The organism is Enterococcus sp. AZ156, assembly GCF_051714165.1.
GTDB classification, from domain to species: Bacteria; Bacillota; Bacilli; order Lactobacillales; family Enterococcaceae; genus Enterococcus_B; species Enterococcus_B pernyi.
The window spans coordinates 2,121,764-2,145,097 of record NZ_JBIORI010000001.1 but is presented as its reverse complement, the minus strand read 5'-3'; the positions used below and the strand labels follow the sequence as shown (position 1 = coordinate 2,145,097).

Below are 23,334 nucleotides of genomic sequence, written 5' to 3'. Positions count from 1 at the left end.
TCAACTCCTATTTAAATCTGCTTGAGCAGCGATTGTTACAACCTCAACTCATTCTAATATACAGGAGTATCACTCCTTCTTTCTTCATTATACTCCAAAATAAGAAAGAAGAGATGAAAAAAGTTATCTGTTCTCTATACCTGTCGGTTGACAAATCAGTGGAAAGTGGGAACAATGTAGCTATGAGAAAAGGAGAATGTCAAATGGAACGATCTGGATTACCGATTTCGATACAATTACGTACAAAAGTGAAACAACAAGGAGAGCAACAAGATTTTTATTTTGATCTGAAAGGACAAATGGTCAAAATTGGCGATACCTTATACATACGCTATAAAGAGATCCAAGAAGGACAAGAAGAAATTCCTGTCACAATCAAGATCATGCCAGATGGTCACGTGCAATTGATCCGTGCTGGTGAAATGCGTATGCGTCTAAAATTTGCCTATCGGGAGCGTCTAGAAACCCATTACCGCACGCCTTATGGAATGATCCAAGTCGACACATACACAAAAGAACTACATGTCAGTCTAAAAGATCGTCCAACGGCTGGCAAAGTCATGATCGATTACGATTTGTTCATGGGTGTCGAAAAAATAGGCGAATATGAGATGGTCTTAGATTTTACTGCATAAATAGCAAAGAAACGTTTGATTTTTTACCTGTGATTTTGTATGATAAGGAGTAGACTGTGAAAGGACGTGTCCTGATTGGAAATTAGTGTATTTGAAGGTGCAAACAAAAACGAATTATCAATGATCGAAGTCGCACACGCGATCTTAGAGCAGCGTGGTGATGTGATGGACTTTTCTGATTTAGCAAATGAGATTCAAACATATCTTGGCAAATCAGATAGTGACATTCGTGATTCACTCGCACAATTTTATACTGACTTAAATATCGACGGTAGCTTTATTTCATTAGGCGACAATCGTTGGGGCTTGCGTTCATGGTATGCCATCGATTCGATCGATGAAGAAGTCAACCATGGAATCGACGAAGAAGACGAGGATACACCACGTCGTCGTAAACGCAAAAAAGTCAATGCCTTTATCAATGATGACGAAGATGCCATCGATTATAACGATGATGACCCAGAAGATACTGATCTGTCTGACGAAGACGATGATGATCTTTTTGAAGATGAAGATGACGATGATGAAGAAATCGCTGCATACAATTCAGACTTACAAGAAATTGGTGCAGATACTGGAGACGACGAAGAAGAAATCCCAGGAAACATCGAAGAAGATCTAAGCATTATCGAAGACGATGACGAAGAAGACGAAGAATTTGAAGACGAAGATTTCCCAGAAGAATAAGTAAGAGAAATCACAAAAAACTGCAAGTTACTTGTAAAAGTAGCCTTGCAGTTTTTTTGTATTAGAATAAAAGAAAAAGTCCTAGAGAGTAAGGCAGAACGTCAACTAGAAACCAAAAGTGTTTCTCCTTAAGGATGAAGGCATATTTTTGTGGTTTATAGAAATGTTTCAGAGAAAAGCATTAGGTGATGTCAGCGAATCTTTTTTCATTTGTTGTAAAAAAGAGTATGATGAAAGTGAAACTGAGACATGACAATCAAATATAAAAGGAGACGATCGATATGTTAGATGATCAATTAAAATGTCCCAATTGTCAGACCAAATTCTATTATAATGAAGTACGTCACATTGTGAAGCATCGAGAAAAAGAAATGCCGATCCGCTGTCCTGAATGCAATGAAGTAGTCGAACGGAAACTTTCTCATGGCTATTTCGTGACATACAAAGAAACAGATTTTTCAAAGTTGGATCAAGAAGTGGAGGAAACACCGAAGCAATACAAAAGCTTGAAAACCGGTGCGGTGATCAGTGCAGATGAATACCGGGAAATGATTGAACGTCATGATTTATCTTTAAACGGACCAATGAGTTCGGAATTGATGGGCGGTATGAACTATTTTATTGAAAATGAAGCCTTGAACAACGAAGAAAGTTACGAAGATTATGTTCCTTATGATTGATAAAAAATGAAAGAGAGTGGGACAATAATCCTCTCGCACCATTTAAAATCGAATAAACCGCGGAAACAGAAGTAACTCTTCGAAAAATAAGTCGCCGTCCACCAAAATTTGAAAAATAATTTTCGTGGATGGTGCTTTATTTCTCGTGGTCAAACACTGCTGTAGTGACTTCTTGAGGAAACAGGTTATAGAATCAAGTCGGAAAATAAAAAACGATTGTTTTTTATAAAAACTCTTTGCTTCATTGGCTATTTCTGATTATGATTATAGACAGAAGAATAACAAATAAATAGGAGTAATCAATGAAAAAGTCAATACGAATAAAAGTAATCGGTTTTCTTGTGATTTTATTTGGGTTGTTTCTCTTGGTCCATTCATCACCAAAAGAGCAAACCTCTTTGAATCTTTCAACGAAAAATGAAGAAAATACATATCGTACAATGTCCAGTAAGTTGGACTTTCAGCAACTGCTTCGTGTCATTTCGAGAGAATATCAACTAACCGAAGAAGAAGCTAAAAAACAGCTCGGCTATACTGAGCAAATGGTGCAAAGCGCAATACATAATGGGGCAATCTACCGTATCTTTTCTCAAAACATAACTGTCAACAGAGTATACCAACCAAATTTATTGTTATACTGTGAAACGAGCGAAAGTGGAAATTTCCGAGCAATCAAGTCAATTTTATCCGTTCAGTTGAAATCCGCTGATCAAGGATTGGAAAAACACTTTACAGGGGATGTATTTGCTTATTTAGAGGACCCTAACCGAATATTTTATCTCATCAATGGTGATTTTTATGATCAAAAAACAGCCACTTTAAGAAACGGTTTAACGCTTCGTCAAGGTGAGGGTGTGACAGAGCGCTATACTCCTGGACCTTTAACGAATCATTTCTACTATAGTTACATAGAAGATTGGTTTACTTTTTGAAATCCCATGAAGAAATCAAAAAAAGCAGTTTTCCTAGATAGGAAAACCGCTTTTTTTCTTAGAAATTTGAAAGCAAAATCTTCACAAATATGCTAAGATAACAATAGACGCGTCCTGAGGGAATCGAACCCCCGTCTCAAGAACCGGAATCTTACGTGATATCCACTACACTAAGGACGCAAGCACTGCAACAATTGTATCGAAATCAAAAATAAATTACAAGGGGAATGGACAAAAAAATGAAATTTGAACAAAATTTTTCACAAAAACAACAACAAACACAAAAACTTGCCATGACACAACAGCTCCAACAGTCCATCCAAGTCTTGCAGTATAACAGCGAAGAGCTACTGGCTTTTGTTGAAAATCAGGCGTTGGAAAACCCCTTAGTAGAAGTGATCGAACCGGATTGGCAACCCGATTACCAAAAACGTAATGCCAGTTATGAGGGAGAAGAGACGAGCTACTTGAATCAAATTCCTGATACAACAGGCTCACTTTTTGAATCATTGATCGAACAAGTCCATTTGAATTACCGAGATACTTTCTTACGTAAGTTGATTTTATATTTGATCGAATATATCGACCTGAATGGTTTTTTGACTATTTCTTTAGAAGACGCCATCCAACAAACGAATGCGACACCGATCCAAATGCTTGACGCATTGACGCTGATCCAGCAGTTAGAGCCAGCAGGTGTTGGGGCGCGAAGTTTACAAGAATGTTTAATGTTACAAACCGAAAGAGACGATTATGCGCCCGAATTGGCTTACATCGTCTTGGAAGAATGGTTTGATCAATTAGTCGAACGCAAATGGAAAGAGATCGCCCAACATTTTGCGATTCCATTAAGCGATGTACAACGGATCTTTGACTATATCCAAACCCTTAGTCCAAGTCCTGGACGAGTCTTTGACCATAGTAGCGGTTTGTATATCATTCCCGATGTCAAAGTTGTCGTAATAGGTGAAGAAGTCCAAGTCATCTCAAATCGAGGCAACCAGCCGAATGTACGTTTTCAAGAAGCCTATTTTCAACAGATGCAAAAAAAAGCAGATAAAGAGACTCAAGCCTATTTGAACGAACGAAAACAAGAATTTGAATGGCTGCAAAAAACGATTTTGCAACGCGGTGATACGATCATGCGCGTGGCGCAAATCATTGTTTCTCGGCAAAAAGAATTCTTTACAAATGTCGCACGACCGATCCGCCCATTGACCTTAAAAGAAGTCGCAGAAGAAATCGACGTCCACGAATCAACGGTCAGTCGAGCAGTCAATGGCAAGTATCTTGAAACCGATTTTGGTGTCTTCGAATTGAAAAAGTTCTTTACGACGAGACTCCAACCTACAAATGCAGAGAGTACTGAAGACCTATCAGCAGATACCGCAAAGAAAAAAGTCCAAGAACTAGTGGATGCGGAAGATAAAAGCAAACCATTATCTGACCAAAAATTAGTAGAACTACTGAAAAATGACAAAATTTCGATTTCTCGACGAACAGTCGCCAAATATCGTGACTTGTTAGGAATCCCTAGTTCATCGAAAAGAAAACGGTATGATAGATAATTGAATGAAAGACTGGAAGAATCTTAAACATTTTTCTAGTCTTTTTTTGTTGATAAATACGGACAAAACTGTTAGACTATGTCATGTGAGGTTGAGATTTTCCTAGTAGAAAACGTGCAAGTTGGAAAGTCCGATTTATTTTTTTAGATCACATGGGTCGTTTTGAGTCTACATTGGACGAAAAATGTCCAACTAAGGAGATCGCTATGTTAGATGAATTGAAACTGATTGAAGCTGTTGCGCCAGACATCATGGATGTTTTGCAAGAACGCTATAAGATTTTGCGCAATATTTACTGGATGCAGCCAATTGGTCGTCGTAGTTTATCGGAAAGCATGGGCATGACCGAACGTGTCTTACGAACAGAAACGGATCTGCTCAAACAACTTGAACTGATCAACGCCTCTAAAAGTGGTATGACGCTGACGAAAAAAGGAGAGGAAGTCTATCAAAGCCTCGAAGGCTTTATGGACCAACTTTTAGGAATGCATCAGATTGAAATGAAACTATCTGAGTATTTTGGAAACCAGCGCTGTATCGTTGTTTCTGGAAACAGTGAACAACAACCAAAAGTAGCAGATGCTTTTGGCGAAGCCTTAGACGAATCACTGAATCTACTACTTCCTGAAGGTGATAATATCATCGCAGTCATGGGAGGAACGACGATGGCGATCGTTGCAGAGCAATTGACTAGCTTAGAAAACAGCAAGCGCCATAATTTGTTTGTTCCTGCGCGAGGTGGGATCGGTGAGGCGATTACTGTACAAGCGAACTCAGTCAGTGCTAGAATGGCTACAAAGGCAAATGGAAAACACCGAGCACTATATGTGCCGGAACAATTAAGCTTGGCTACTTACAATTCATTACTCAATGAGCCGTCTATACAAGAAGTTTTAAACTTGATAAGTCAGGCAAATTGTGTTATTCATAGTATTGGACGGGCGTTGCATATGGCAGCGCGACGAAAGATGAATGAAGAAGAATTGCTGATGTTGAAACAAGCCAATGCCGTTGCGGAATCTTTTGGCTATTTCTTCAATGAAAAAGGAGAAGTCGTTTATAAAGTCCCACGAATCGGCATCGAATTAAAAGACTTAGCTAAAGTCCCGATCATTCTTGCGGTTGCAGGAGGGAAAGCCAAAGCCAAAGCAATTCGAGCGTATATGAATAATGCACCAAAACAAACGTGGCTCATCACAGATGAAGCCGCTGCTAATGAGATTTTAAAAGGGGTATCCCTTTAAAATAAATATTTTTTTGATTTTCATAAGGAGGAAATCTTAAATGACAGTTAAAGTAGGTATTAATGGTTTTGGACGTATTGGACGTCTAGCGTTCCGTCGTATCCAAGATGTAGATGGAATCGAAGTAGTAGCAATCAACGATTTGACAGATGCTAAAATGTTGGCACACTTGTTAAAATACGATACAACTCAAGGACGTTTCAACGGAACAGTTGAAGTTCACGAAGGTTCATTCAACGTAAACGGAAAAGAAGTTAAAGTATTAGCTAACCGTAACCCTGAAGAATTACCTTGGGGCGAACTAGGCGTAGACATCGTTCTAGAATGTACTGGTTTCTTCACTTCAAAATCAGCTGCTGAAAAACATTTAACAGCTGGTGCTAAACGTGTTGTTATCTCAGCTCCTGGTGGAGACGATGTACCAACAATCGTTTACAACACAAACCATGAAACATTAACTGGTAAAGAAACAGTTATCTCTGGTGCTTCATGTACAACTAACTGTTTAGCTCCTATGGCTAAAACATTGAATGACAAATTTGGTGTTGTTGAAGGATTAATGACAACTATCCACGCTTACACAGGTGACCAAATGACTCTTGACGGACCTCATCCTAAAGGTGACTTCCGCCGTGCACGCGCTGCTGCTGCAAACATCGTTCCTAACTCAACAGGTGCTGCTAAAGCAATCGGTTTAGTAATCCCTGAATTGAACGGTAAATTAGACGGAGCTGCTCAACGTGTACCAATCGCAACTGGTTCATTAACAGAATTAGTTACAGTTCTTGATAAAAACGTAACAGTTGATGAAGTAAATGCTGCAATGGAAGAAGCAGCTAACGAATCTTACGGTTACAACACAGACGAAATCGTTTCTTCAGATATCGTTGGTATGACTTACGGTTCATTATTTGATGCTACTCAAACAAAAGTAATGACTGTTGGCGACAAACAATTAGTTAAAACTGTTGCTTGGTACGACAACGAAATGTCATACACTGCACAATTAGTACGTACTTTAGAATACTTCGCTAACTTATAAGATAAATCGTACAAGTGTAACCTATATCCATGTACACTTAAAAGCGGGGAAGCAATCGCGCTTCTCCGCTTTTTTTGATAAGATGTTTATTTTAGGAGGAAATCAAATGGCTAAGAAAACAGTCAAAGATATTGATTTAAAAGATAAAAAAGTCCTTGTCCGTGTTGACTTCAACGTTCCTTTGAAAGACGGCGTCATCACTGATGATACACGTATCAAAGCTGCGTTACCAACAATCAATTATGTGTTGGAGCAAGGCGGAAAAGCGATTCTTTTCTCTCACCTTGGACGTGTGAAAACAGAAGAAGACAAAGAAGGAAAATCTTTGGCACCAGTTGCAAAACGTTTAGGCGAATTGCTAGGTAAAGAAGTAACTTTCGTTCCTGAAACTCGTGGTTCAGAATTAGAAACAGCAATTGCTGACATGAAAGACGGAGACGTAGTTGTTTTTGAAAACACTCGTTTTGAAGACATCGACGGCAAAAAAGAAAGCAAAAATGATGCTGACCTAGGTAAATACTGGGCTTCTTTAGGCGATGTATTTGTCAATGATGCATTTGGTACGGCTCACCGTGCGCATGCTTCAAACGTAGGGATCGCTTCAACAGGTATCCCAACAGTTGCTGGATTCTTGATGGATAAAGAAATCAAGTTCATCGGCGAAGCAGTTGAAGAACCAAAACGTCCGATGATCGCGATCTTAGGTGGAGCGAAAGTTTCAGATAAAATCGGTGTCATCGAAAACTTGATTCCTAAAGCAGACAAAATCTTGATCGGCGGCGGAATGACTTACACATTCTACGAAGCAAAAGGCATCAAGATCGGTAACTCTTTAGTTGAAGCAGATAAAGTAGCTTTAGCAAAAGAATTGATCGAAAAAGCAGGCGACAAATTAGTTTTACCAATCGACAACGTTTGTGCCCCTGAATTTTCAAATGATGTAGAAACACAAGTCATCGAAGGAGATATTCCTGAAGGCTTGATGGCATTAGACATCGGTCCTGCTTCAGTTAAATTATTTGCTGATACATTACAAGGTGCGAAAACAGTTGTATGGAACGGACCAATGGGTGTATTCGAAATGAGTAACTTCGCTAAAGGTACGATCGGTGTTTGTGAAGCAATCGCTAACCTTGAAGATGCTACAACGATCATCGGTGGCGGTGACTCTGCAGCTGCTGCGGAACAATTAGGTTTTGCAGACAAATTCACTCACATCTCAACAGGTGGCGGTGCAAGCTTAGAGTTGCTTGAAGGGAAAGAATTACCTGGACTAGCTGCAATCAACGACAAATAAGCATAAAATCAACGAATAAATAAAATGGTGAGAGGACCATCTACAGATTGCTCAAATCTGTAGTCCTCTTACATTCTGAATAGGAGTGCATATCATGCGTAAACCAATTATCGCTGGTAACTGGAAAATGAACAAAACTGCATCTGAAGCAAAAGCTTTTGCAGAAGCAGTAAAAAACAAGATCCCTTCAAATGATAAAGTAGATTCAGTGATTGGATCTCCTGCATTATTCTTACAAGAATTAATGGCTTCAGCTGAAGGTACAGAATTGAAAATCGCTGCACAAAACTCTTACTGGGAAAACTCAGGTGCATTCACTGGTGAAACATCACCAGCAGCTTTAGCTGATCTAGGTGTACAATATGTGATCATCGGTCACTCTGAGCGTCGTGAATACTTCCACGAAACTGACGAAGATATCAACAAAAAAGCGAAAGCAATCTTCGCAAACGGTATGATCCCAATTCTTTGCTGTGGTGAGTCATTAGAAACATATGAAGCAGGCAAAACTGCTGAGTGGATCGAAGGACAAATCACTGCTGGTCTTGAAGGCTTAACAGAAGGTCAAGTAAGTAATCTAGTTATTGCTTACGAACCAATCTGGGCAATCGGTACAGGTAAATCAGCAGATGCTGAAATCGCTGACGAAATCTGTGGCGTGGTACGTCAAACAGTTGAAAAACTTTACGGCAAAGAAGTATCAGAAGCAGTTCGTATCCAATACGGTGGTTCTGTAAAACCTGAGAACATTGCTGAGTATATGGCAAAAGAAAATGTGGATGGCGCATTAGTTGGCGGAGCTAGCTTAGAAGCGGATTCATTCTTAGCATTACTTGATGCTGTAAAATAATTATTGAAAATTTGTGAAAAATGCAAGAAATGTTTGCACAAAGACACAAAATTAACTAAAATCGTATATGAGGGAAATCCCTTAGGAAAAAACCAAACTCAAAGGAGAGACAAAACATGTCAATTATTACTGATGTTTACGCTCGCGAGATTCTAGACTCACGCGGTAACCCAACAATCGAAGTAGAAGTATACACAGAAAGCGGTGCTTTCGGCCGTGGAATGGTTCCTTCAGGTGCTTCAACTGGTGAATACGAAGCAGTTGAATTACGTGACGGAGACAAATCTCGTTATGGCGGTAAAGGTGTAATCAAAGCTGTTGACAACGTAAACAACATCATTGCTGAAGCAATCATTGGCTACGATGTACGTGACCAAATGGCTATCGACAAAGCAATGATCGCTTTAGACGGAACTCCTAACAAAGGTAAATTAGGTGCGAACGCTATTCTTGGTGTTTCAATCGCTGTTGCTCGTGCAGCTGCTGACTACCTAGAAGTACCTTTATACCACTACCTAGGCGGATTCAACACAAAAGTATTACCAACTCCAATGATGAACATCATCAACGGTGGATCACATGCGGATAACTCAATCGACTTCCAAGAATTCATGATCATGCCTGTTGGCGCGCCAACATTCAAAGAAGCACTACGTATGGGTGCGGAAGTATTCCATGCATTAGCTGCAATCTTGAAATCTCGTGGATTAGCAACTTCAGTTGGTGACGAAGGTGGATTCGCTCCTAACCTTGGTTCAAACGAAGAAGGTTTCGAAGTAATCATCGAAGCAATCGAAAAAGCTGGCTATGTTCCTGGTAAAGACGTTGTTCTTGCAATGGACGCTGCTTCTTCAGAATTCTACGACAAAGAAAAAGGTGTTTACGTATTAGCTGATTCAGGCGAAGGCGAAAAAACAACTGACGAAATGATCAAATTCTACGAAGAATTAGTATCTAAATACCCAATCATCTCTATTGAAGATGGATTAGACGAAAACGACTGGGATGGATTCAAGAAATTGACAGAAGTTCTAGGCGACAAAGTTCAATTAGTGGGTGACGACTTGTTCGTAACAAACACTGAAAAACTTGCTGAAGGTATCGAAAAAGGAATTGCTAACTCAATCCTTATCAAAGTTAACCAAATCGGTACTTTGACAGAAACTTTCGAAGCAATCGAAATGGCTAAAGAAGCTGGTTACACTGCAGTAGTTTCTCATCGTTCTGGTGAAACAGAAGATTCAACAATCTCTGATATCGCAGTTGCAACAAACGCTGGCCAAATCAAAACAGGTTCTCTATCACGTACTGACCGTGTTGCGAAATACAACCAATTATTACGTATCGAAGACCAACTTGGTGAAGTTGCAGAGTACAAAGGTTTGAAATCTTTCTACAACTTAAAAAACAAATAATTAAATGAATGTAAAAATGCCCTTCTTATGTCAATGACATGAGAGGGGTATTTTTTTAGGCAGATGATTAATCAGAAAAAATATTTTTAGTACTTACAGAAACGAATGATAAAAACAAATCATAGATTCTTATGAATATAAATAAAGATCATCATTCCTCATATTTTTATTAGGCACAAAATCGATTAATTAGCTTTATCCAAGCTGTTCTTAATTCATCGCGTCTTTATCATGGATGATGAAAACGAGACGATTGAGAACAAGAATGTACCTCCTATAAACTTGAAGATCGACAACTATGTGGGCTTTCTTTTTATTATATAGTGTGTTATAGTCTATTGATTATCTAAACGACGAACGATTCCGAAGGATTTCTTCTTTATCATTTGCTTCTCTTACTTCCTCAAGCTAACCACCAACTCTTTTGACGTCATCACCATATGTTGCCATATAAACAAAACCCGCATAGTGTTCGGTTCCAATATAAATAAGTTGATTTTTGATGAATGTAAGAGAATAAGTTCTCATGGAAATTTTTTTGATAACCGGACACGGATTTGGTCGAAATATCACGCCTAAAAGGTCTAATAACTCTGATCAAAGGACAAATAGGGAGCTTTTATAGAGTTAAGGAGTGAGCCTAGTCCATCTTTCCGGACAAGTTTCTATCATGTAGCAAAGAACGTGGTGAAAGATTATCCTGTTTTTAAAAAAAGAGTTGAATGTTCGGATAAACCCTATGAGGGAATTTAATGTAAACTGATTTTGTGAAAAAAATATTAAATTCCGGAGGCTATCCAACAATGAAAAAAAAGGTATCCACAACAGTTATGCTATCAACTTTGTTGTTAGTAGGTAGTAACCCAAGCTTAGTAAACGCATCCGAGACAGTCAGTGAAAAACAAATACCGATTGAAGTCCAAGATGGAAAACTAGATATCACTTTCAATGAAGGAACAACAAACAAAGTCGATTTCAAATTATCTGATTTTGACTTAAACTCAGATATGCGTAAACAAACGAAGGTCTTGAAAGCAACTGCTACAGTAAATAATACAAAATCACAGGATGTTTTTGTGAATATTTTTGCAAAACTTGACCAATATGGAAATGGACTAGACATTCAACCTTCAAACCCACATCTTCAAGCACAACAGGTAATGCGAATGAGTTCGGTACAGATCGAAAAAGATTTCGATGTCATTTTAGATGCAAATGATTACGTATGGCGATCAAACAGAGATGATAGTGCCAAAATCATCTTGACAGCACAAGAAGTAAATAATCCTTGGTGATAATACTCCGGACTAAAAAATAGTTTTTTTCAGTTGTGAAAGGCTTGACAGATAAAAAGAGTTAAGTGTGCGAAGATTGACAGAATACGATGGATCATAATATAGAATGCGTAGATCTATCCGTCTGTCCTATAGAATATTCAAAGAAGAAATGCTGATCCAATCAATGAAAACTACTCTTGTTGATTGCCTGATCAGTGTTCCTTCTTTTATTCTTTCGCGTAGTTGCAAGCTTCTACTGTCGCTGGTTGGTCCATCAGATTTATGAATCTAGTAATGCAAACAGAGAAAATTTTAATCAATAGAAATTTATTAGAAAAAGTGAAGGTGTTTAGATAATAATTCCGTAGAAAGACAAATATACATGATCAAAGCTTCACTACCTTAGTAATCAAGTCAAAATGTACAGGCAAGACCAATACAACAGCCATGCAAGTTGAACTAGGAGACATCGGTATAGTTCGCTGAAAATAAAAAATGAAACATTCTGACTAAATGAATTCTTCTTAGTATAGAATCCTCTAAAAATGAAGGTTGGTAGAAGAAATGGAATATATAATGGATACGTTTAGTAGCCGTTACTTAACAAAAAAACAAAACGAAATGTTGCAACTGTTTACGGTTCTAGTGACAGAAAAATATTTGTCATTGAATAAATTAAGTGAGCGGTTAAACTTAACGATGTATCAAACGAAAATATTACTGGTTGAACTCGAAGAAAACTTCGAACAATTGAATTTTACATTTTCATCTTTCTTTTTACTAGAAAAGGGGACGATTGGTTTAATTGAAGGTGTTAATCAGGAACTGTTGCTTCAAGTATTTGTTAATTTGAAAAAAAAGTTTTTTAATGAATCACCTTATTTTCAATTATTGCTCTATCTCTTGAAACACCGAAAAACTCGTGTAGTCGATATTTCCGAAAAGTTGATGTTTAGTAAGTCTTATAGTTATAAATTGATCAGCCGACTGAAAGATATCTTTCATTATCAAAAAATACCAATAACTATTAATAGTAATTTTGAATCAATTTCTTTGGAAGGCAATGAGATGTCTATCAGAACATATCATTACCTGGTACAAATCATGGCCTATAATGTTTTCGCAGATAGCCAAACAAGAGTGAATATTGACCTAGTAGGTGGACACTACGAGAGGTTGAAGACAACAAAAGCAAAGCATGACATTCTATTCTCAATACTTGAAAATGCTGTGTCACGTGGGTATATCATACAAGATTTGGACAAAACAGCGATAGAACTATTCGCTGATATGAAAGAACTATATGAAGAGAACTCGCTAACAAAGTTGATACCAACTCGAAACATGGAAGATAGAGAAAAAGAAGTTGCATTCTTTTATTTTTGTAGACAACTTCTCATCCCTGAAACGACAAGCAAGCAGGACAAGATAGTCTTAGGCAAAAAATTCAAAGAGCATAGACAGAACGAAATCGTTGATTTTTCTATGAATGTCGTCGAAACATTATCAGAAAAATATAAGATAAATTCCGATGTGGAACATGTGATTTTATATGAAAGTGTCATCAATAGTTGGGCATACAAAAATATTTATTTCGAGAATTTAAAAGGAGTGGCTAATCAAAATAGTCCCAATAGTAGAATCCATGAAGTGAAGCAGCTACTATTGGGAATAGTCAAAAACAGGAATTTTCAAGTTGGTGATAGACAAATATTTGCGAACAAGTTAGCACATATCCTTTCGTATTATTTGCCTATCCAAAACAATGAAAGAGTGACTATTGCTATATCGATGTTGCATCATCCGGAATATGTACCAGTTATCGAAAGTAAATTACTAACGATATTTAATAAAAAAATCATTCATTTCACTTCTGACTTTACTGATGCAGATATTTTGGTGTCTGATGGGATTGTGTATCACGAAGAGTCCCAAGATTTTGCTTTTTTTAGAGACATTCACAATAAGGATCATTGGGACAATTTAAACGCGATTGTCCAAGCAAGAATTATCTTAAAGTTAGAGTAATGAATTTAATAAATATAAATAATAAAAAAAATCTCTAAGGATACTTATTCTTTTCAATTTGATCAGGAAAAAGTGAAACATTCTGATGAATCAAAATACAAAGTATGATGATAGGATAACTACTGTTGTGAAAAAAGAGGAATAAGAATGATCAAGAAAAAATATAGAGATTTAAGATACTTGATAGGAAAATGAATAGGAGAAATAATGACAAAAAATAGCCAAGCCAAAGAATACAAGTTAGTTGACTTCTGTTCGCTTATTTTCGTTTTATTGATGGGATGTTTTTTTTACATACAACCAGTAGAGGCGTCCGAGGAAGATACTGCATCGATCCTAGTGGATGTGCAACCCAAAGAATATGAGATCAGAGATAGCTATCTGCAGTTTACTCCAGAACTTAATAAGAACTATGAGTTCACTGCTACGATTACAAATATAGGTGACAAGGACTTAGATGTTACTGTCTATCCATCGGTTGCTATATCAACGATGGGAAGTGTCACTTATGTTGAAAATACAGAAAACCTTTTAGATGAAAAGTATGACTTTAGTAAATACGTGAAGATAACTGATGCTAATGGCGAACTAGAAGACGGGAAAATCAAAGTTGAAGCGAAACAAAGTGAAACGATAGCAATTTTGATCAATGTGACTGAGGAACTTGATGGAGAAGTTTTAGGTGGGGTGAATTTCTCTCAGACATTAAGTGAAGAAAGTCATGAAGATGCTGTAGATATCGTTCATGTCTATGAGAAAGTAATCCTATTTCATCTCAAGATGGATGAAATAGAGGCTGAAAAAGAACAAACTTATGATGAGTTTGAGTTTGTGAGCTCACAGGATGCGATAAGGCTTGATTACTATATAGCCAACAATGATCCTGCAGTAACTTTTGCGGAAAGCGGCTCGTACAAAGTAATCAATCCAAACGGGGATATCATTTCTGAAGGAGAAATTGAAGAAAGCTCAATTGCATTGACTCCAATGACTAAAACAAAGCTAAATCTACCGTTAGTTAGTGATGCAGAATTGATGTTTGGGGAATATCAGTTTATCCTAACTGTTGATGGCAAAGAAAAAGTAACTAAATTTAATTATACAAAAGAAGAGCTGGAAGGGTTGATAGAGCAAACAGGTGGTTCAAACAAGATTATCGTCAATCAAGGAAGTAATATCTGGGTGATCGGTTTGTTGCTTGTTTTTTCTGCTCTGTTGATCATCACAAGTGTAATACTTTATCTTAAATATAAGAAAACGAGAATCGACAGCTAAGGCTTCGATTCTCGTTTTGCATTTCAGTCAGATGATTTTTGAAAAATTATGTGGTTTCTTTATTAGGTAAAAGTCCGAATGTATAAATGATTAACAATGTCAGGAAATAAATTCCAGTACCAACAAAGCCAAAACACATATCAATAAGATCAGGTGTGTTTATGAATCCAAAGACAGTTTCACATAGTGCATTTACTACGAGTAAGAGTAAAGAAAAGATGACTACATAATTGAATTTTATCCCCATCAATAACCAAAAATATGGAATCAAACCTAAAATCAAACTAATTGAAAAGTTTGAGATATGAAGATAAAAATCAGGATAGATAGAGGTGAAAATCGTAACATTCCAATACTTTGATAAATACATGAATGAGCCAATAGCAATCACCACAAGATATAAAATAGAAGTCCATAACTTGGGTAAAAATTTAAAAGCGAGTTGGTTTTTCATGAAGGGTCACCTCCGAATGATGTTTGAGTAATGAATATAGTGAGTTTTATTATGTATACACTGGCTTTTTATTGTTAAAAAAAAGGTGGTCAACTTCATTATAGCCTATGTAATACATCAAACAGTAAAGGACACATCCATATCAATAAAGACAATACCAAGACATGTCTGGTATCGTCCATAAAACAAACAATGCTTTATTCTTTTTGATTTTCCAAAATAAACAGAGACTCTTCTGACTGCTCATAATACTTTGGGGTTAATTTTATATCCACGTGGGAGTTATTTTTTCGAACGATCGATAATAGCATCGGGCTAAAACCTAAAATTGCTAGAACAATAGAACCAACTACTAAGCTTGTTTTTCTTAACATAATTGCTCCCTCTGTAAAAAGGTTAGACGAAATAAGCATTTCTCTATGATCGTATAAGACTAAAACGAACCGTATACGACGTATATGCGCCTTATCCAGTAAATTTTAATTTAAATAGGCAAAAATTACGTATAGTAATAATGAACGAAGTAGATGAGTAAAGAGTAGTACAAATAGAAAATACTAGAAAGTATTGATGTGCTGACAGAACTTACACAAAAAGTATCCGAGAATTTGAAGAGTAAGGAATGAGGGATAATCATTTGGGAAAGAAAAAGTGGCTGATTCTAGTAAGTATAGGTGTATTATTAGTTCTTTTGATGACGATAGAAGTGAAGAAGATGAGCGAACCAACAGAAAGAGAGAAACAAATTGCTTTTTTGAAAGAGCATGAAAGTAAAATGACAGAATATATTAATCAATACAAAGGTGAAAAAGTAACAGAAATTAATTATGATTGGAATAATGTTAATCGAGTGGTTATCGGAAATAGTCTTCCTAGTGGGGCTGGCAAAAAAATTCAAATTTTTGGATTTGTAAACCATAATCCACATATGGATTTCAGACTGGATATAGAATTAAATCAAAATAATATGCCTGATATGTCAACTTTACATTATGGACAACAAATAAGTGATGAGGAACTTAATAGCTGATATAGAGAATCAAGATATATCCTGATTTTAGGCGAAGCTTTTATACAGGTTGTGGTCATAGCGAAAACCTTGGTCTAGTAAAAAAGAAATTAGCTAACTATGATTACTATAGTTGCAGCCACAGAAGGGAGAAGTTCTTGTGAGGAAAAAGGAAAAAATTATTGTAGTTAGTTTGACTATTGTCTTGGTACTTTTAGGCACGTTAGGAGTGAAAAAAATAATGGAACCGACAGAAAAAGAAAAACAAATCGCTTTTTTGAAAGAACATGAAGAAGAATTAACAAAGTACATTATAAAGAGAAATTCAAAAGCTAATATAAATATTGTCAAATATAATTGGGAATCGTTTAGGATAGAAGATAGTGGAGCGTTCACCAAAAAGATGTATATAGTTGATATTGAATTATATGGAATTGATAATAATGAAATAGATGCTGGAGCAATTCAAGTGTTACCAAATAATTTACAAAAACCTACTAAAATAGAAGAGATAGCAACAAATAATTTTGAAGAAGCATTGGAGGAATTTAAATAATGGCTAACTTAGGTAATTCATATAATGTTTATGCTAACTTAGCACAAAGTTCATACAATAATAGAAGAAACAATGCTGGAGTTACGTATAATTTTGTAAATGGTATGACAAAAAAAGAAAAGAGAGCTTTGGAAAAAGGTAAATCTATTCGTTTCAACTTCCCAAATGCAAAAGATGCTCATGGAAATGATTTAAGTACAGTCTACCTCCAACCCGACACCACCGTAAAAACAGTCAAGGAGTTAGGAAACAGCCGAGTGCCGAAAGTAAACGGAGGCTATGAAATACAGAGCTATGTAAAAAACACATATAAGCAAGGACTCTTGACGGATGAAAAAGCTGGATTCAATGCTTATTATGTGACGGATACGCCTAAGTTGTCGATAGAGACTAAGCATACTTATTTTGTTACTAGAGGCAGTGATGGTATTTCTTCAAGTAATTTGAATCTTAATGACTGGTGGCATAATAACCAGGCATTTACAACAAAAAATGCTTATATTCCGCAAGCAAAATTAGCAAATCAAGCCATGCACCAGAAGATAACGGAAATGACCACACAAGCACCTCATGCTACAATGTCTGTCACAGGTCATTCTCTGGGAACGATGGTGTCGATTCAGGCTGTGGCGAATCTCCCTGAAAAAGATATTGCTAAAATCGACAAAGTGGTTTTGTTTCAAGGACCTGATGCGCGTGAAAGTATCAATAAAATGTCTGAACAGGCACAAAAAAATATCCAGAAGTTGGAAGAGGATGGGAAAATCGATTATTACGTCAATGCTTTTGATATCGTTTCCATGTTGAATAGAAATAAGCCTGGAGTAGATGAAATCGGGAATGTTCGCTATTTACTACCGAAATCTTTTAACACGACGTTTGATATGGAAGATCAAAACGGCTCTAGCCATGACTTTGGACAGTTTCAAATAAATCCTGATGGCACACTTCAGGAAGCTAATTTAAAGGAACATGGCTACATTTTTGCTGCGGGGATCAAGGTTTCCCATTTGATCGATAAATATTTGAATCGTGTAGTAAAAGAAAAACCAGAAGGTGGGTTATCTTTTACAGAAGTCATAAAACTATTGTTATCTGGAGAGTATAAAGATTTTGAAAAAGAATACGCTACGATTATTGCGGAAGCAAAAGTTGCTAGTGAATGGAACGAGACGGTCAACGAATTACATAAAAGAATTTCTAATGCTTCAGGTTCTAAAAAAATCACTTTACAATCGGAGTTAGTTCAATCGATCATCCAAAAGGCGAAAAATATAGGCGAAGAGTACGAGATCATCTTTAAAAATGCCCAAAAAGAATTTGAAGATGAGATTACGGCAATATCAAAAGAAATATTGGCTGGTGCGGGAGCAATCAAAAACTATTTGACTTATTGGGAAGTACAAGAGATGGTTTCCCCATATGAAAAAAATAATTTATGGGACAGCGGACAAGCCTCATTAAATACGAATCAAGTGAAACAATATAAAGAGAAGCTGGAGGAATTTAGTAATAAACTGGCGGTAGTAGCAAATCATCTTACAGAGTATGACAGACAGGCAGGAAATATTTTGTTCAAAAACAAGTGAAAGGAGTTTATCCATGGAAGATAGAGAATTGCAAGAATTTCTAGAAAGACTTGGACAAGAACAAAAGGAACGGGAACGAGTAGCCATACAAGCGCTGATTCTGGCAAAGGAAAGTCGTATTGCTCAGGCCAAGTTAACTTCGATCGAATCCTTAAAAGAGATCTCAGAAGGAATGTATCAACAAACGAATAGTGTCTTACCATCTACTTTGAAAGGCGCTTTAGAAGGGGAAAGTGCCGTTGCAGCAGAACAGTATGTCAAACAAATGAAACAACCAACATTGCTCACACCTGTGAAAAGGGGATAAAGAATGGGGACAGTAGAGAAACAACGTAAACTACAAGATTTAGAGGAGCGATTTAATGAAAACAAACGTCAGATACACCGTCAACAAGAAGAAATCGATCATCAGTTAGTAAACTTTAGGAAAGAAACAGGTCAATTGGTACAAAAAATCATGTATTTGTCGAAGAATGATCATTGGGATAACCGACAATTCTATCATCAAATGGAGGCAATAGATCGTAACCTGATCCATACGGCTCAAAACTATGAACGACAATTAGAAGAAAAAGAGCAAGAATTAACAAGATCCTATCGAAAAGAGATAGAGCGAATTCACGAAACCAATTACTAGAAAAAAACAGTCACGATCTTTCACAAATCTCTCTTCCTTATAGAAAATAGACTCTCTGTTATAATACATGTAAGCAAATAAGATAATAGGGGGAGAAAGATGAGCGAAGATGATGTGAAACAGATAACCAATACAGGGTTGCCAGACGATGATATGGACTCTAAAGTAGTACACGCACGAAATCATGCTTTGAGACAATGCAGGAGATATAATTTTCTCGTGAATTCAGAAAATCATTATAAATACCCCATTTTACGGGCGCTATTCGCTTCAATGGGTGAGAATGTCTATATCGAGTCGAATTTTCAATGTGAGTTTGGATTCAACATTTCTATAGGAAATAATGTTTATTTGAACCATGATATGATCATTCTTGATTGTCATGAGGTGACGATCGGAAATGATGTTTATGTAGGGCCGAGAGTTGGTTTGTATGCAGCCAATCATGCAGAAGATCCATTTGAACGTGCTGATCATGTCGTTTATGCGAAGCCAATCCATATTGGCGATAAAGTTTGGTTAGGAGCGGGAGTCCATGTTCTTCAAGGGGTAACGATTGGTGCAAATAGCATCATTGGGGCAGGAAGTGTCGTAACAAAAGATATACCAGAAAATGTGATTGCTGCGGGAAATCCATGTAAAGTGATCCGACCAATTACGTATAAAGATCGAGAAAAAAATATTAAAGTCCAGGATAGTGCCTTGTTGATGGAACGATAGCATACTGGATTTAGGAAAGTCTCTTTCAGTCAAATAAGAGACAAAAACTTTTGGATAACAAACAATACCCGAACGATGGATCATTCCTTCTCATAGAGATGAGAGAAATTGATTCGACGTTCGGGTTTTTGCATTTAGTGATTAGCTATAGTACAAATACGCATCAACGATTTCTTGTCTTTGCCACTACTTGGTTTGGTAATTTCAACACAACGAGTGAAACGACAAGGACCGATAGTAGCCGATCTAAATAATCTGTCGCTGCTTGAACAATCGTGACACTTACAGCTTGGTTTAGTCCTAGTCCATAAAGAAGTTGGACAATGGTACTTGAACCTGATGAAGTGATACCACCAAATAATTGGATCGTGATGATCGAGGATAGTATGGTTCCAGGCGCTGAAAGGACAAACGTCCATGCGAATAATGAAAGTTTACTCTTCAAACCTTGCGCCTGTAATTTCTGTGGTAAAATCAACCCCGCTAATAACCCAGTGATGATTTGTATCGGGGAATAATACAAAGAGAACATATCCATCGTCACGCCACTAAGTAAGCTACTACTCAATCCTGTCAAAATCCCAGGAATTGGTCCAAGTAAGGCACCTGCAAAAATCGTACCGATCGAATCAAGATAAATCGGTAAACGGAGCCATAAAGCAATCGTTCCACCGAGAAAGTTGATTCCGATACTTAGTGCCATGATTGTGATCATTCTTGTCGTGATTTTCTTTTGTGTCATCTTTTTTCATCCTATCTTTAATCTTTCCAGATCATTTTTTATCAATTCTTCTTGTGCATGTAAAAGAACGGCTAAAAACTTCCGGAAAAAAAGAGAGGTGTCGACATCTGTCATGATTAGACTGTTTGGTTTTTTCTGCCAAAAATCATAACGATCAACCAAGGTTTGTCCGCGGCTGATGCCTTGTGTTTCAACAGCAGTATAGCTAGTGAATCCTTGGCACAGTTGTTCATCGATGAAATATGCAACTGCCAAAGGGTCATTGATGACACAACCTAGGACGCGTTCTTGCTGCCAATGAAAGTCAAAGTAAAAGCGTGTGATTGCTTTTAAATAGTTGCCTTCTTCGGGCGAAAGTTGGCAACAATATTCTAGGATCGTTGGTGTAAAGACGATTTCTCGTGTCACGTCTAAACCGACCATCTCGATCATTTGACCAAGATGTTCAAATACATAAGCTGCGGCATCAGGGTCACACCAGTAATTGTATTCTGCTACTGGTGAACAATTGCCGTGGCTTTTATACGTGCCGCCCATCGAAACAAATCGATCCATGTGCTTTCCTATTTGTGGATTCTTTTGTAAAGCAGAAGCGACATTTGTTAGCGGCCCTAAAGCAATCACTGAAGTATCTTTTTGTTCAGCAAAATAACTCGCTAAAAAATCAACAGCGTGGATCGTTTCGGCTTGCTTGTCTGTTACTAATGGGAAGTTCGTTTCCCCTAGACCGTCCATGCCGTGAGTATCTTGAGCGCTGATAAATGGCGTGTTGAGTGGCGTTGCAGAACCTTGATAGACAGGGATGTCTAAACGGTCACAACGTTCCAAACAACGGATGACATTTTCAGTTCCCAAATGTACGGGGACGTTCCCACAAACGGTGGTGATTGCGACAACTTCGATTTCTGGTGATTTTAATGCAAATAATAGCGCTAATGTATCATCGATACCGGGATCGCAATCAATAATAACTTTTCGCATTATTTCCAATCTCCTTTCTTTAGAGACACTTAGTTTTTTATCCTGGGAAGTTTCCGAACCAGTCCAAGGGGTCAACCCTTGATTCCAATGCACGGCATTAGTATACTTATTTTTATGAAGAATGTAAATGTTATGCAAACAATTCATTATCTCTTATGAGTGTTAGAAGTAGGAAGAGAAGATCGTTTGTAAGGAATAAGGTGTTTAAAATTACAGCTGGTCAATGGTTCACTGTCTGCCTCTTTGGTAGAACGTGGTACAATAGAAATGAACGTTGAAATACGTAGGAGAATGCTAGAGCACCATTTAGCATACTTGAATTTTTGTTTCAATCACCAAGTAGAAAGTGTGGGATGCAAGTGATTGTTTTTTATAGTTTATTAATTATGTTATTAATGATCGGTAGTTATCATTTTATTGCTTATCTGTACGCAAAGAAGTTGATCAAAACTGGATTACAACGTGGTTATGCTTGGTATGAAGAGACAGGTCATCAACTCATGGACCCTGCCTCTTTGACGACAGTCGAAGAGCAACGCCAACGTTTAGAAGATCTAGCAGAAGATTTTTGGCAACAAGGAGAACCCATTATGACTAAAAGTCAAGAGGGGTTAAAATTGAAGGGGAGGAAATTCTCTACTTATTCGAACAAAGGTAAATGGGTAGTCTGTGTCCATGACTATCGCAGCACAGGAAAAAAAGACATGTCTTATATCGGGAAAAAGTATGCAGAAAAAGGATTCAATGTCTTGATCCCTGATTTGCGTGCCCATGGGGAAAGTGAAGGGGAGATCATTGGGATGGGGTGGTTGGATCGATTAGATCTGATACTCTGGATCAATGAGATCTTGCAACGAGAGCCAGAGGCTAAGATCATCTTACATGGAGGCTCAATGGGGGCTTCTACGATCATGATGGCTAGTGGCGAGAAGTTGCCGAGTGCTGTCAAAGGCTTGGTCCTTGATAGTGGCTTTGTATCCGTTTATTCAGAATTTCGTTATATGTTAAGCAAATTGACAGTTTTTCCCAAAAAAATCATTATGCGACATGCGAATCGTTACGCACAAAAATATGCAGGCTATTCTTTGAAACAGGCATCAGCAACGAGACAGTTAGGGAGCAATCATTTACCCGTTCTGATCATCCATGGTGAACATGATCATTTTGTTCCGATGGAAGCAGCTTATACGATCCAAAATGCAACGGCAGGAGATAAAGCCTTACTGCTAGTGCCTGGAGCAGAACATTTAGAAGCAGTCAGTAAAGATCCAGAGACCTACTGGACAGTGATTTTTTCATTCATTGAGCAAAGAGTGGGTCTATAAGTACAAATGATTGTTTGAAAAAAATAGGACTGGTAAAATCAAATTGAATAAAGAAACTGTTCGTTATTTTAGGGTTGGGAGAGTGAAATGATGGAAATCAAAGAAGAAAAGAATCGCTTAGTGTTATTGGACGATGAACAAAATGAAATAGGAGAAATGACGTGGTCTGATGCTGGTCCTGATATTATGATCATTGATCATACATTTGTTGATCCTGCATTTCGTGGACAGAAATTAGCAGAAAAATTGGTTGCTACAGGAGTGGAAGTAGCCAGACGTACTGGCAGAAAAGTTATTCCGTTATGCCCCTACGCAAAAGCGGAGTTTGAGAGAAAAGCTGAATATCATGATGTTTGGCGGAAATAAGCGTTAATGGTTAGCAAAAAAGCAT

General features: G+C 37.3%; 25 protein-coding genes, 1 tRNA gene and 1 riboswitch. Of the genes, 21 read left to right on the top strand and 5 right to left on the bottom strand.

What is annotated here, in order from left to right; genetic code table 11:
• The first annotated feature begins 203 nt into the window (after positions 1 to 203).
• From IGJ95_RS10180 to IGJ95_RS10165, 4 genes are all read left to right on the top strand, one after another.
• Complete coding sequence (locus IGJ95_RS10180) at positions 204 to 635, top strand: DUF1934 domain-containing protein (protein ID WP_010734856.1); 432 nt, start codon at positions 204 to 206, stop codon at positions 633 to 635.
• Positions 636 to 710: 75 nt separating this feature from the next.
• Positions 711 to 1,322, top strand: a complete 612-nt coding sequence (rpoE, locus tag IGJ95_RS10175; RefSeq protein ID WP_019723160.1) for a DNA-directed RNA polymerase subunit delta — start codon at positions 711 to 713, stop codon at positions 1,320 to 1,322.
• 281 nt (positions 1,323 to 1,603) lie between these two features.
• Entirely contained in the window at positions 1,604 to 2,002 is a 399-nt protein-coding gene (locus IGJ95_RS10170; RefSeq protein WP_010734858.1) for a hypothetical protein, read from the top strand.
• Between the two features lie 302 nt (positions 2,003 to 2,304).
• Positions 2,305 to 2,934: a hypothetical protein gene (locus tag IGJ95_RS10165; RefSeq protein ID WP_019724552.1), complete on the top strand. Its 630-nt coding sequence runs from the start codon at positions 2,305 to 2,307 to the stop codon at positions 2,932 to 2,934.
• A gap of 108 nt (positions 2,935 to 3,042) precedes the next feature.
• Here IGJ95_RS10165 and IGJ95_RS10160 read toward each other — a convergent pair.
• Positions 3,043 to 3,114 (bottom strand) — tRNA-Arg (locus IGJ95_RS10160).
• Between the two features lie 59 nt (positions 3,115 to 3,173).
• Between IGJ95_RS10160 and rpoN the strand changes: the two genes are divergently transcribed.
• From rpoN to IGJ95_RS10115, 9 genes are all read left to right on the top strand, one after another.
• Positions 3,174 to 4,502, top strand: coding sequence for an RNA polymerase factor sigma-54 (gene rpoN, locus IGJ95_RS10155; protein WP_010734860.1), 1,329 nt, complete (start codon positions 3,174 to 3,176; stop codon positions 4,500 to 4,502).
• 152 nt (positions 4,503 to 4,654) lie between these two features.
• Entirely contained in the window at positions 4,655 to 5,746 is a 1,092-nt protein-coding gene (locus IGJ95_RS10150; RefSeq protein ID WP_171844984.1) for a sugar-binding transcriptional regulator, read from the top strand.
• A gap of 40 nt (positions 5,747 to 5,786) precedes the next feature.
• Positions 5,787 to 6,788 (top strand): type I glyceraldehyde-3-phosphate dehydrogenase, encoded by a 1,002-nt coding sequence (gene gap / locus IGJ95_RS10145; RefSeq protein ID WP_010734862.1) that lies wholly within the window; start codon positions 5,787 to 5,789, stop codon positions 6,786 to 6,788.
• Between the two features lie 106 nt (positions 6,789 to 6,894).
• Positions 6,895 to 8,085, top strand: a complete 1,191-nt coding sequence (locus IGJ95_RS10140; protein ID WP_010734863.1) for a phosphoglycerate kinase — start codon at positions 6,895 to 6,897, stop codon at positions 8,083 to 8,085.
• A 94-nt stretch (positions 8,086 to 8,179) separates the two neighbouring features.
• Positions 8,180 to 8,935 carry a triose-phosphate isomerase gene (gene tpiA / locus IGJ95_RS10135; RefSeq protein WP_010734864.1) on the top strand — a complete coding sequence of 252 codons (756 nt, stop codon included), beginning with the start codon at positions 8,180 to 8,182 and terminating at the stop codon, positions 8,933 to 8,935.
• Positions 8,936 to 9,051: 116 nt separating this feature from the next.
• A complete protein-coding gene (gene eno, locus IGJ95_RS10130; protein WP_010734865.1) occupies positions 9,052 to 10,350 on the top strand; it encodes a phosphopyruvate hydratase in 1,299 nt (432 codons plus the stop codon).
• An 803-nt stretch (positions 10,351 to 11,153) separates the two neighbouring features.
• A complete protein-coding gene (locus tag IGJ95_RS10125) occupies positions 11,154 to 11,645 on the top strand; it encodes a hypothetical protein (protein WP_153830250.1) in 492 nt (163 codons plus the stop codon).
• A 546-nt stretch (positions 11,646 to 12,191) separates the two neighbouring features.
• Entirely contained in the window at positions 12,192 to 13,655 is a 1,464-nt protein-coding gene (locus tag IGJ95_RS10120) for a helix-turn-helix domain-containing protein (protein WP_034691468.1), read from the top strand.
• A 207-nt stretch (positions 13,656 to 13,862) separates the two neighbouring features.
• Positions 13,863 to 14,930 carry a WxL protein peptidoglycan domain-containing protein gene (locus tag IGJ95_RS10115; RefSeq protein ID WP_010734868.1) on the top strand — a complete coding sequence of 356 codons (1,068 nt, stop codon included), beginning with the start codon at positions 13,863 to 13,865 and terminating at the stop codon, positions 14,928 to 14,930.
• 46 nt (positions 14,931 to 14,976) lie between these two features.
• Here the strand turns inward: IGJ95_RS10115 and IGJ95_RS10110 are convergent, their stop codons facing one another.
• Together IGJ95_RS10110 and IGJ95_RS10105 are read right to left on the bottom strand one after the other, a co-directional pair.
• Complete coding sequence (locus IGJ95_RS10110; RefSeq protein ID WP_010734869.1) at positions 14,977 to 15,384, bottom strand: hypothetical protein; 408 nt, start codon at positions 15,382 to 15,384, stop codon at positions 14,977 to 14,979.
• 197 nt (positions 15,385 to 15,581) lie between these two features.
• Complete coding sequence (locus IGJ95_RS10105) at positions 15,582 to 15,758, bottom strand: hypothetical protein (protein WP_010734870.1); 177 nt, start codon at positions 15,756 to 15,758, stop codon at positions 15,582 to 15,584.
• A 263-nt stretch (positions 15,759 to 16,021) separates the two neighbouring features.
• Here IGJ95_RS10105 and IGJ95_RS10100 point away from each other — a divergent pair, with 263 nt between their 5' ends.
• From IGJ95_RS10100 to IGJ95_RS10075, 6 genes are all read left to right on the top strand, one after another.
• A complete protein-coding gene (locus tag IGJ95_RS10100; RefSeq protein WP_224434139.1) occupies positions 16,022 to 16,414 on the top strand; it encodes a hypothetical protein in 393 nt (130 codons plus the stop codon).
• 139 nt (positions 16,415 to 16,553) lie between these two features.
• Entirely contained in the window at positions 16,554 to 16,949 is a 396-nt protein-coding gene (locus IGJ95_RS10095) for a hypothetical protein (RefSeq protein ID WP_010734872.1), read from the top strand.
• Positions 16,949 to 18,538: a cutinase family protein gene (locus IGJ95_RS10090; RefSeq protein WP_153830248.1), complete on the top strand. Its 1,590-nt coding sequence runs from the start codon at positions 16,949 to 16,951 to the stop codon at positions 18,536 to 18,538. Before IGJ95_RS10095 ends, IGJ95_RS10090 begins: the two co-directional genes overlap by 1 nt.
• Before the next feature lie 13 nt (positions 18,539 to 18,551).
• On the top strand, positions 18,552 to 18,845 hold the full coding sequence (locus IGJ95_RS10085; protein WP_023520042.1) for a hypothetical protein: 294 nt from the start codon (positions 18,552 to 18,554) through the stop codon (positions 18,843 to 18,845).
• A gap of 3 nt (positions 18,846 to 18,848) precedes the next feature.
• The gene (locus tag IGJ95_RS10080) at positions 18,849 to 19,175 is read left to right on the top strand and encodes a hypothetical protein (protein ID WP_010734875.1); all 327 of its coding nucleotides are present in this window, start codon (positions 18,849 to 18,851) and stop codon (positions 19,173 to 19,175) included.
• Between the two features lie 99 nt (positions 19,176 to 19,274).
• The gene (locus tag IGJ95_RS10075; RefSeq protein WP_438761818.1) at positions 19,275 to 19,895 is read left to right on the top strand and encodes a sugar O-acetyltransferase; all 621 of its coding nucleotides are present in this window, start codon (positions 19,275 to 19,277) and stop codon (positions 19,893 to 19,895) included.
• 163 nt (positions 19,896 to 20,058) lie between these two features.
• On the opposite strand, the gene IGJ95_RS10070 is transcribed toward IGJ95_RS10075, so the two are convergent.
• Positions 20,059 to 20,637: an ECF transporter S component gene (locus IGJ95_RS10070; protein ID WP_023520040.1), complete on the bottom strand. Its 579-nt coding sequence runs from the start codon at positions 20,635 to 20,637 to the stop codon at positions 20,059 to 20,061.
• A 6-nt stretch (positions 20,638 to 20,643) separates the two neighbouring features.
• Positions 20,644 to 21,618 carry a nucleoside hydrolase gene (locus tag IGJ95_RS10065; protein ID WP_010734878.1) on the bottom strand — a complete coding sequence of 325 codons (975 nt, stop codon included), beginning with the start codon at positions 21,616 to 21,618 and terminating at the stop codon, positions 20,644 to 20,646.
• Between the two features lie 23 nt (positions 21,619 to 21,641).
• Positions 21,642 to 21,686: riboswitch (PreQ1 riboswitch) on the bottom strand.
• A gap of 291 nt (positions 21,687 to 21,977) precedes the next feature.
• Here IGJ95_RS10065 and IGJ95_RS10060 point away from each other — a divergent pair.
• Together IGJ95_RS10060 and IGJ95_RS10055 are read left to right on the top strand one after the other, a co-directional pair.
• Positions 21,978 to 22,943 (top strand): alpha/beta hydrolase, encoded by a 966-nt coding sequence (locus IGJ95_RS10060; protein WP_324186860.1) that lies wholly within the window; start codon positions 21,978 to 21,980, stop codon positions 22,941 to 22,943.
• A gap of 90 nt (positions 22,944 to 23,033) precedes the next feature.
• A complete protein-coding gene (locus tag IGJ95_RS10055; protein WP_019724263.1) occupies positions 23,034 to 23,309 on the top strand; it encodes a GNAT family N-acetyltransferase in 276 nt (91 codons plus the stop codon).
• Positions 23,310 to 23,334: the final 25 nt, after the last annotated feature.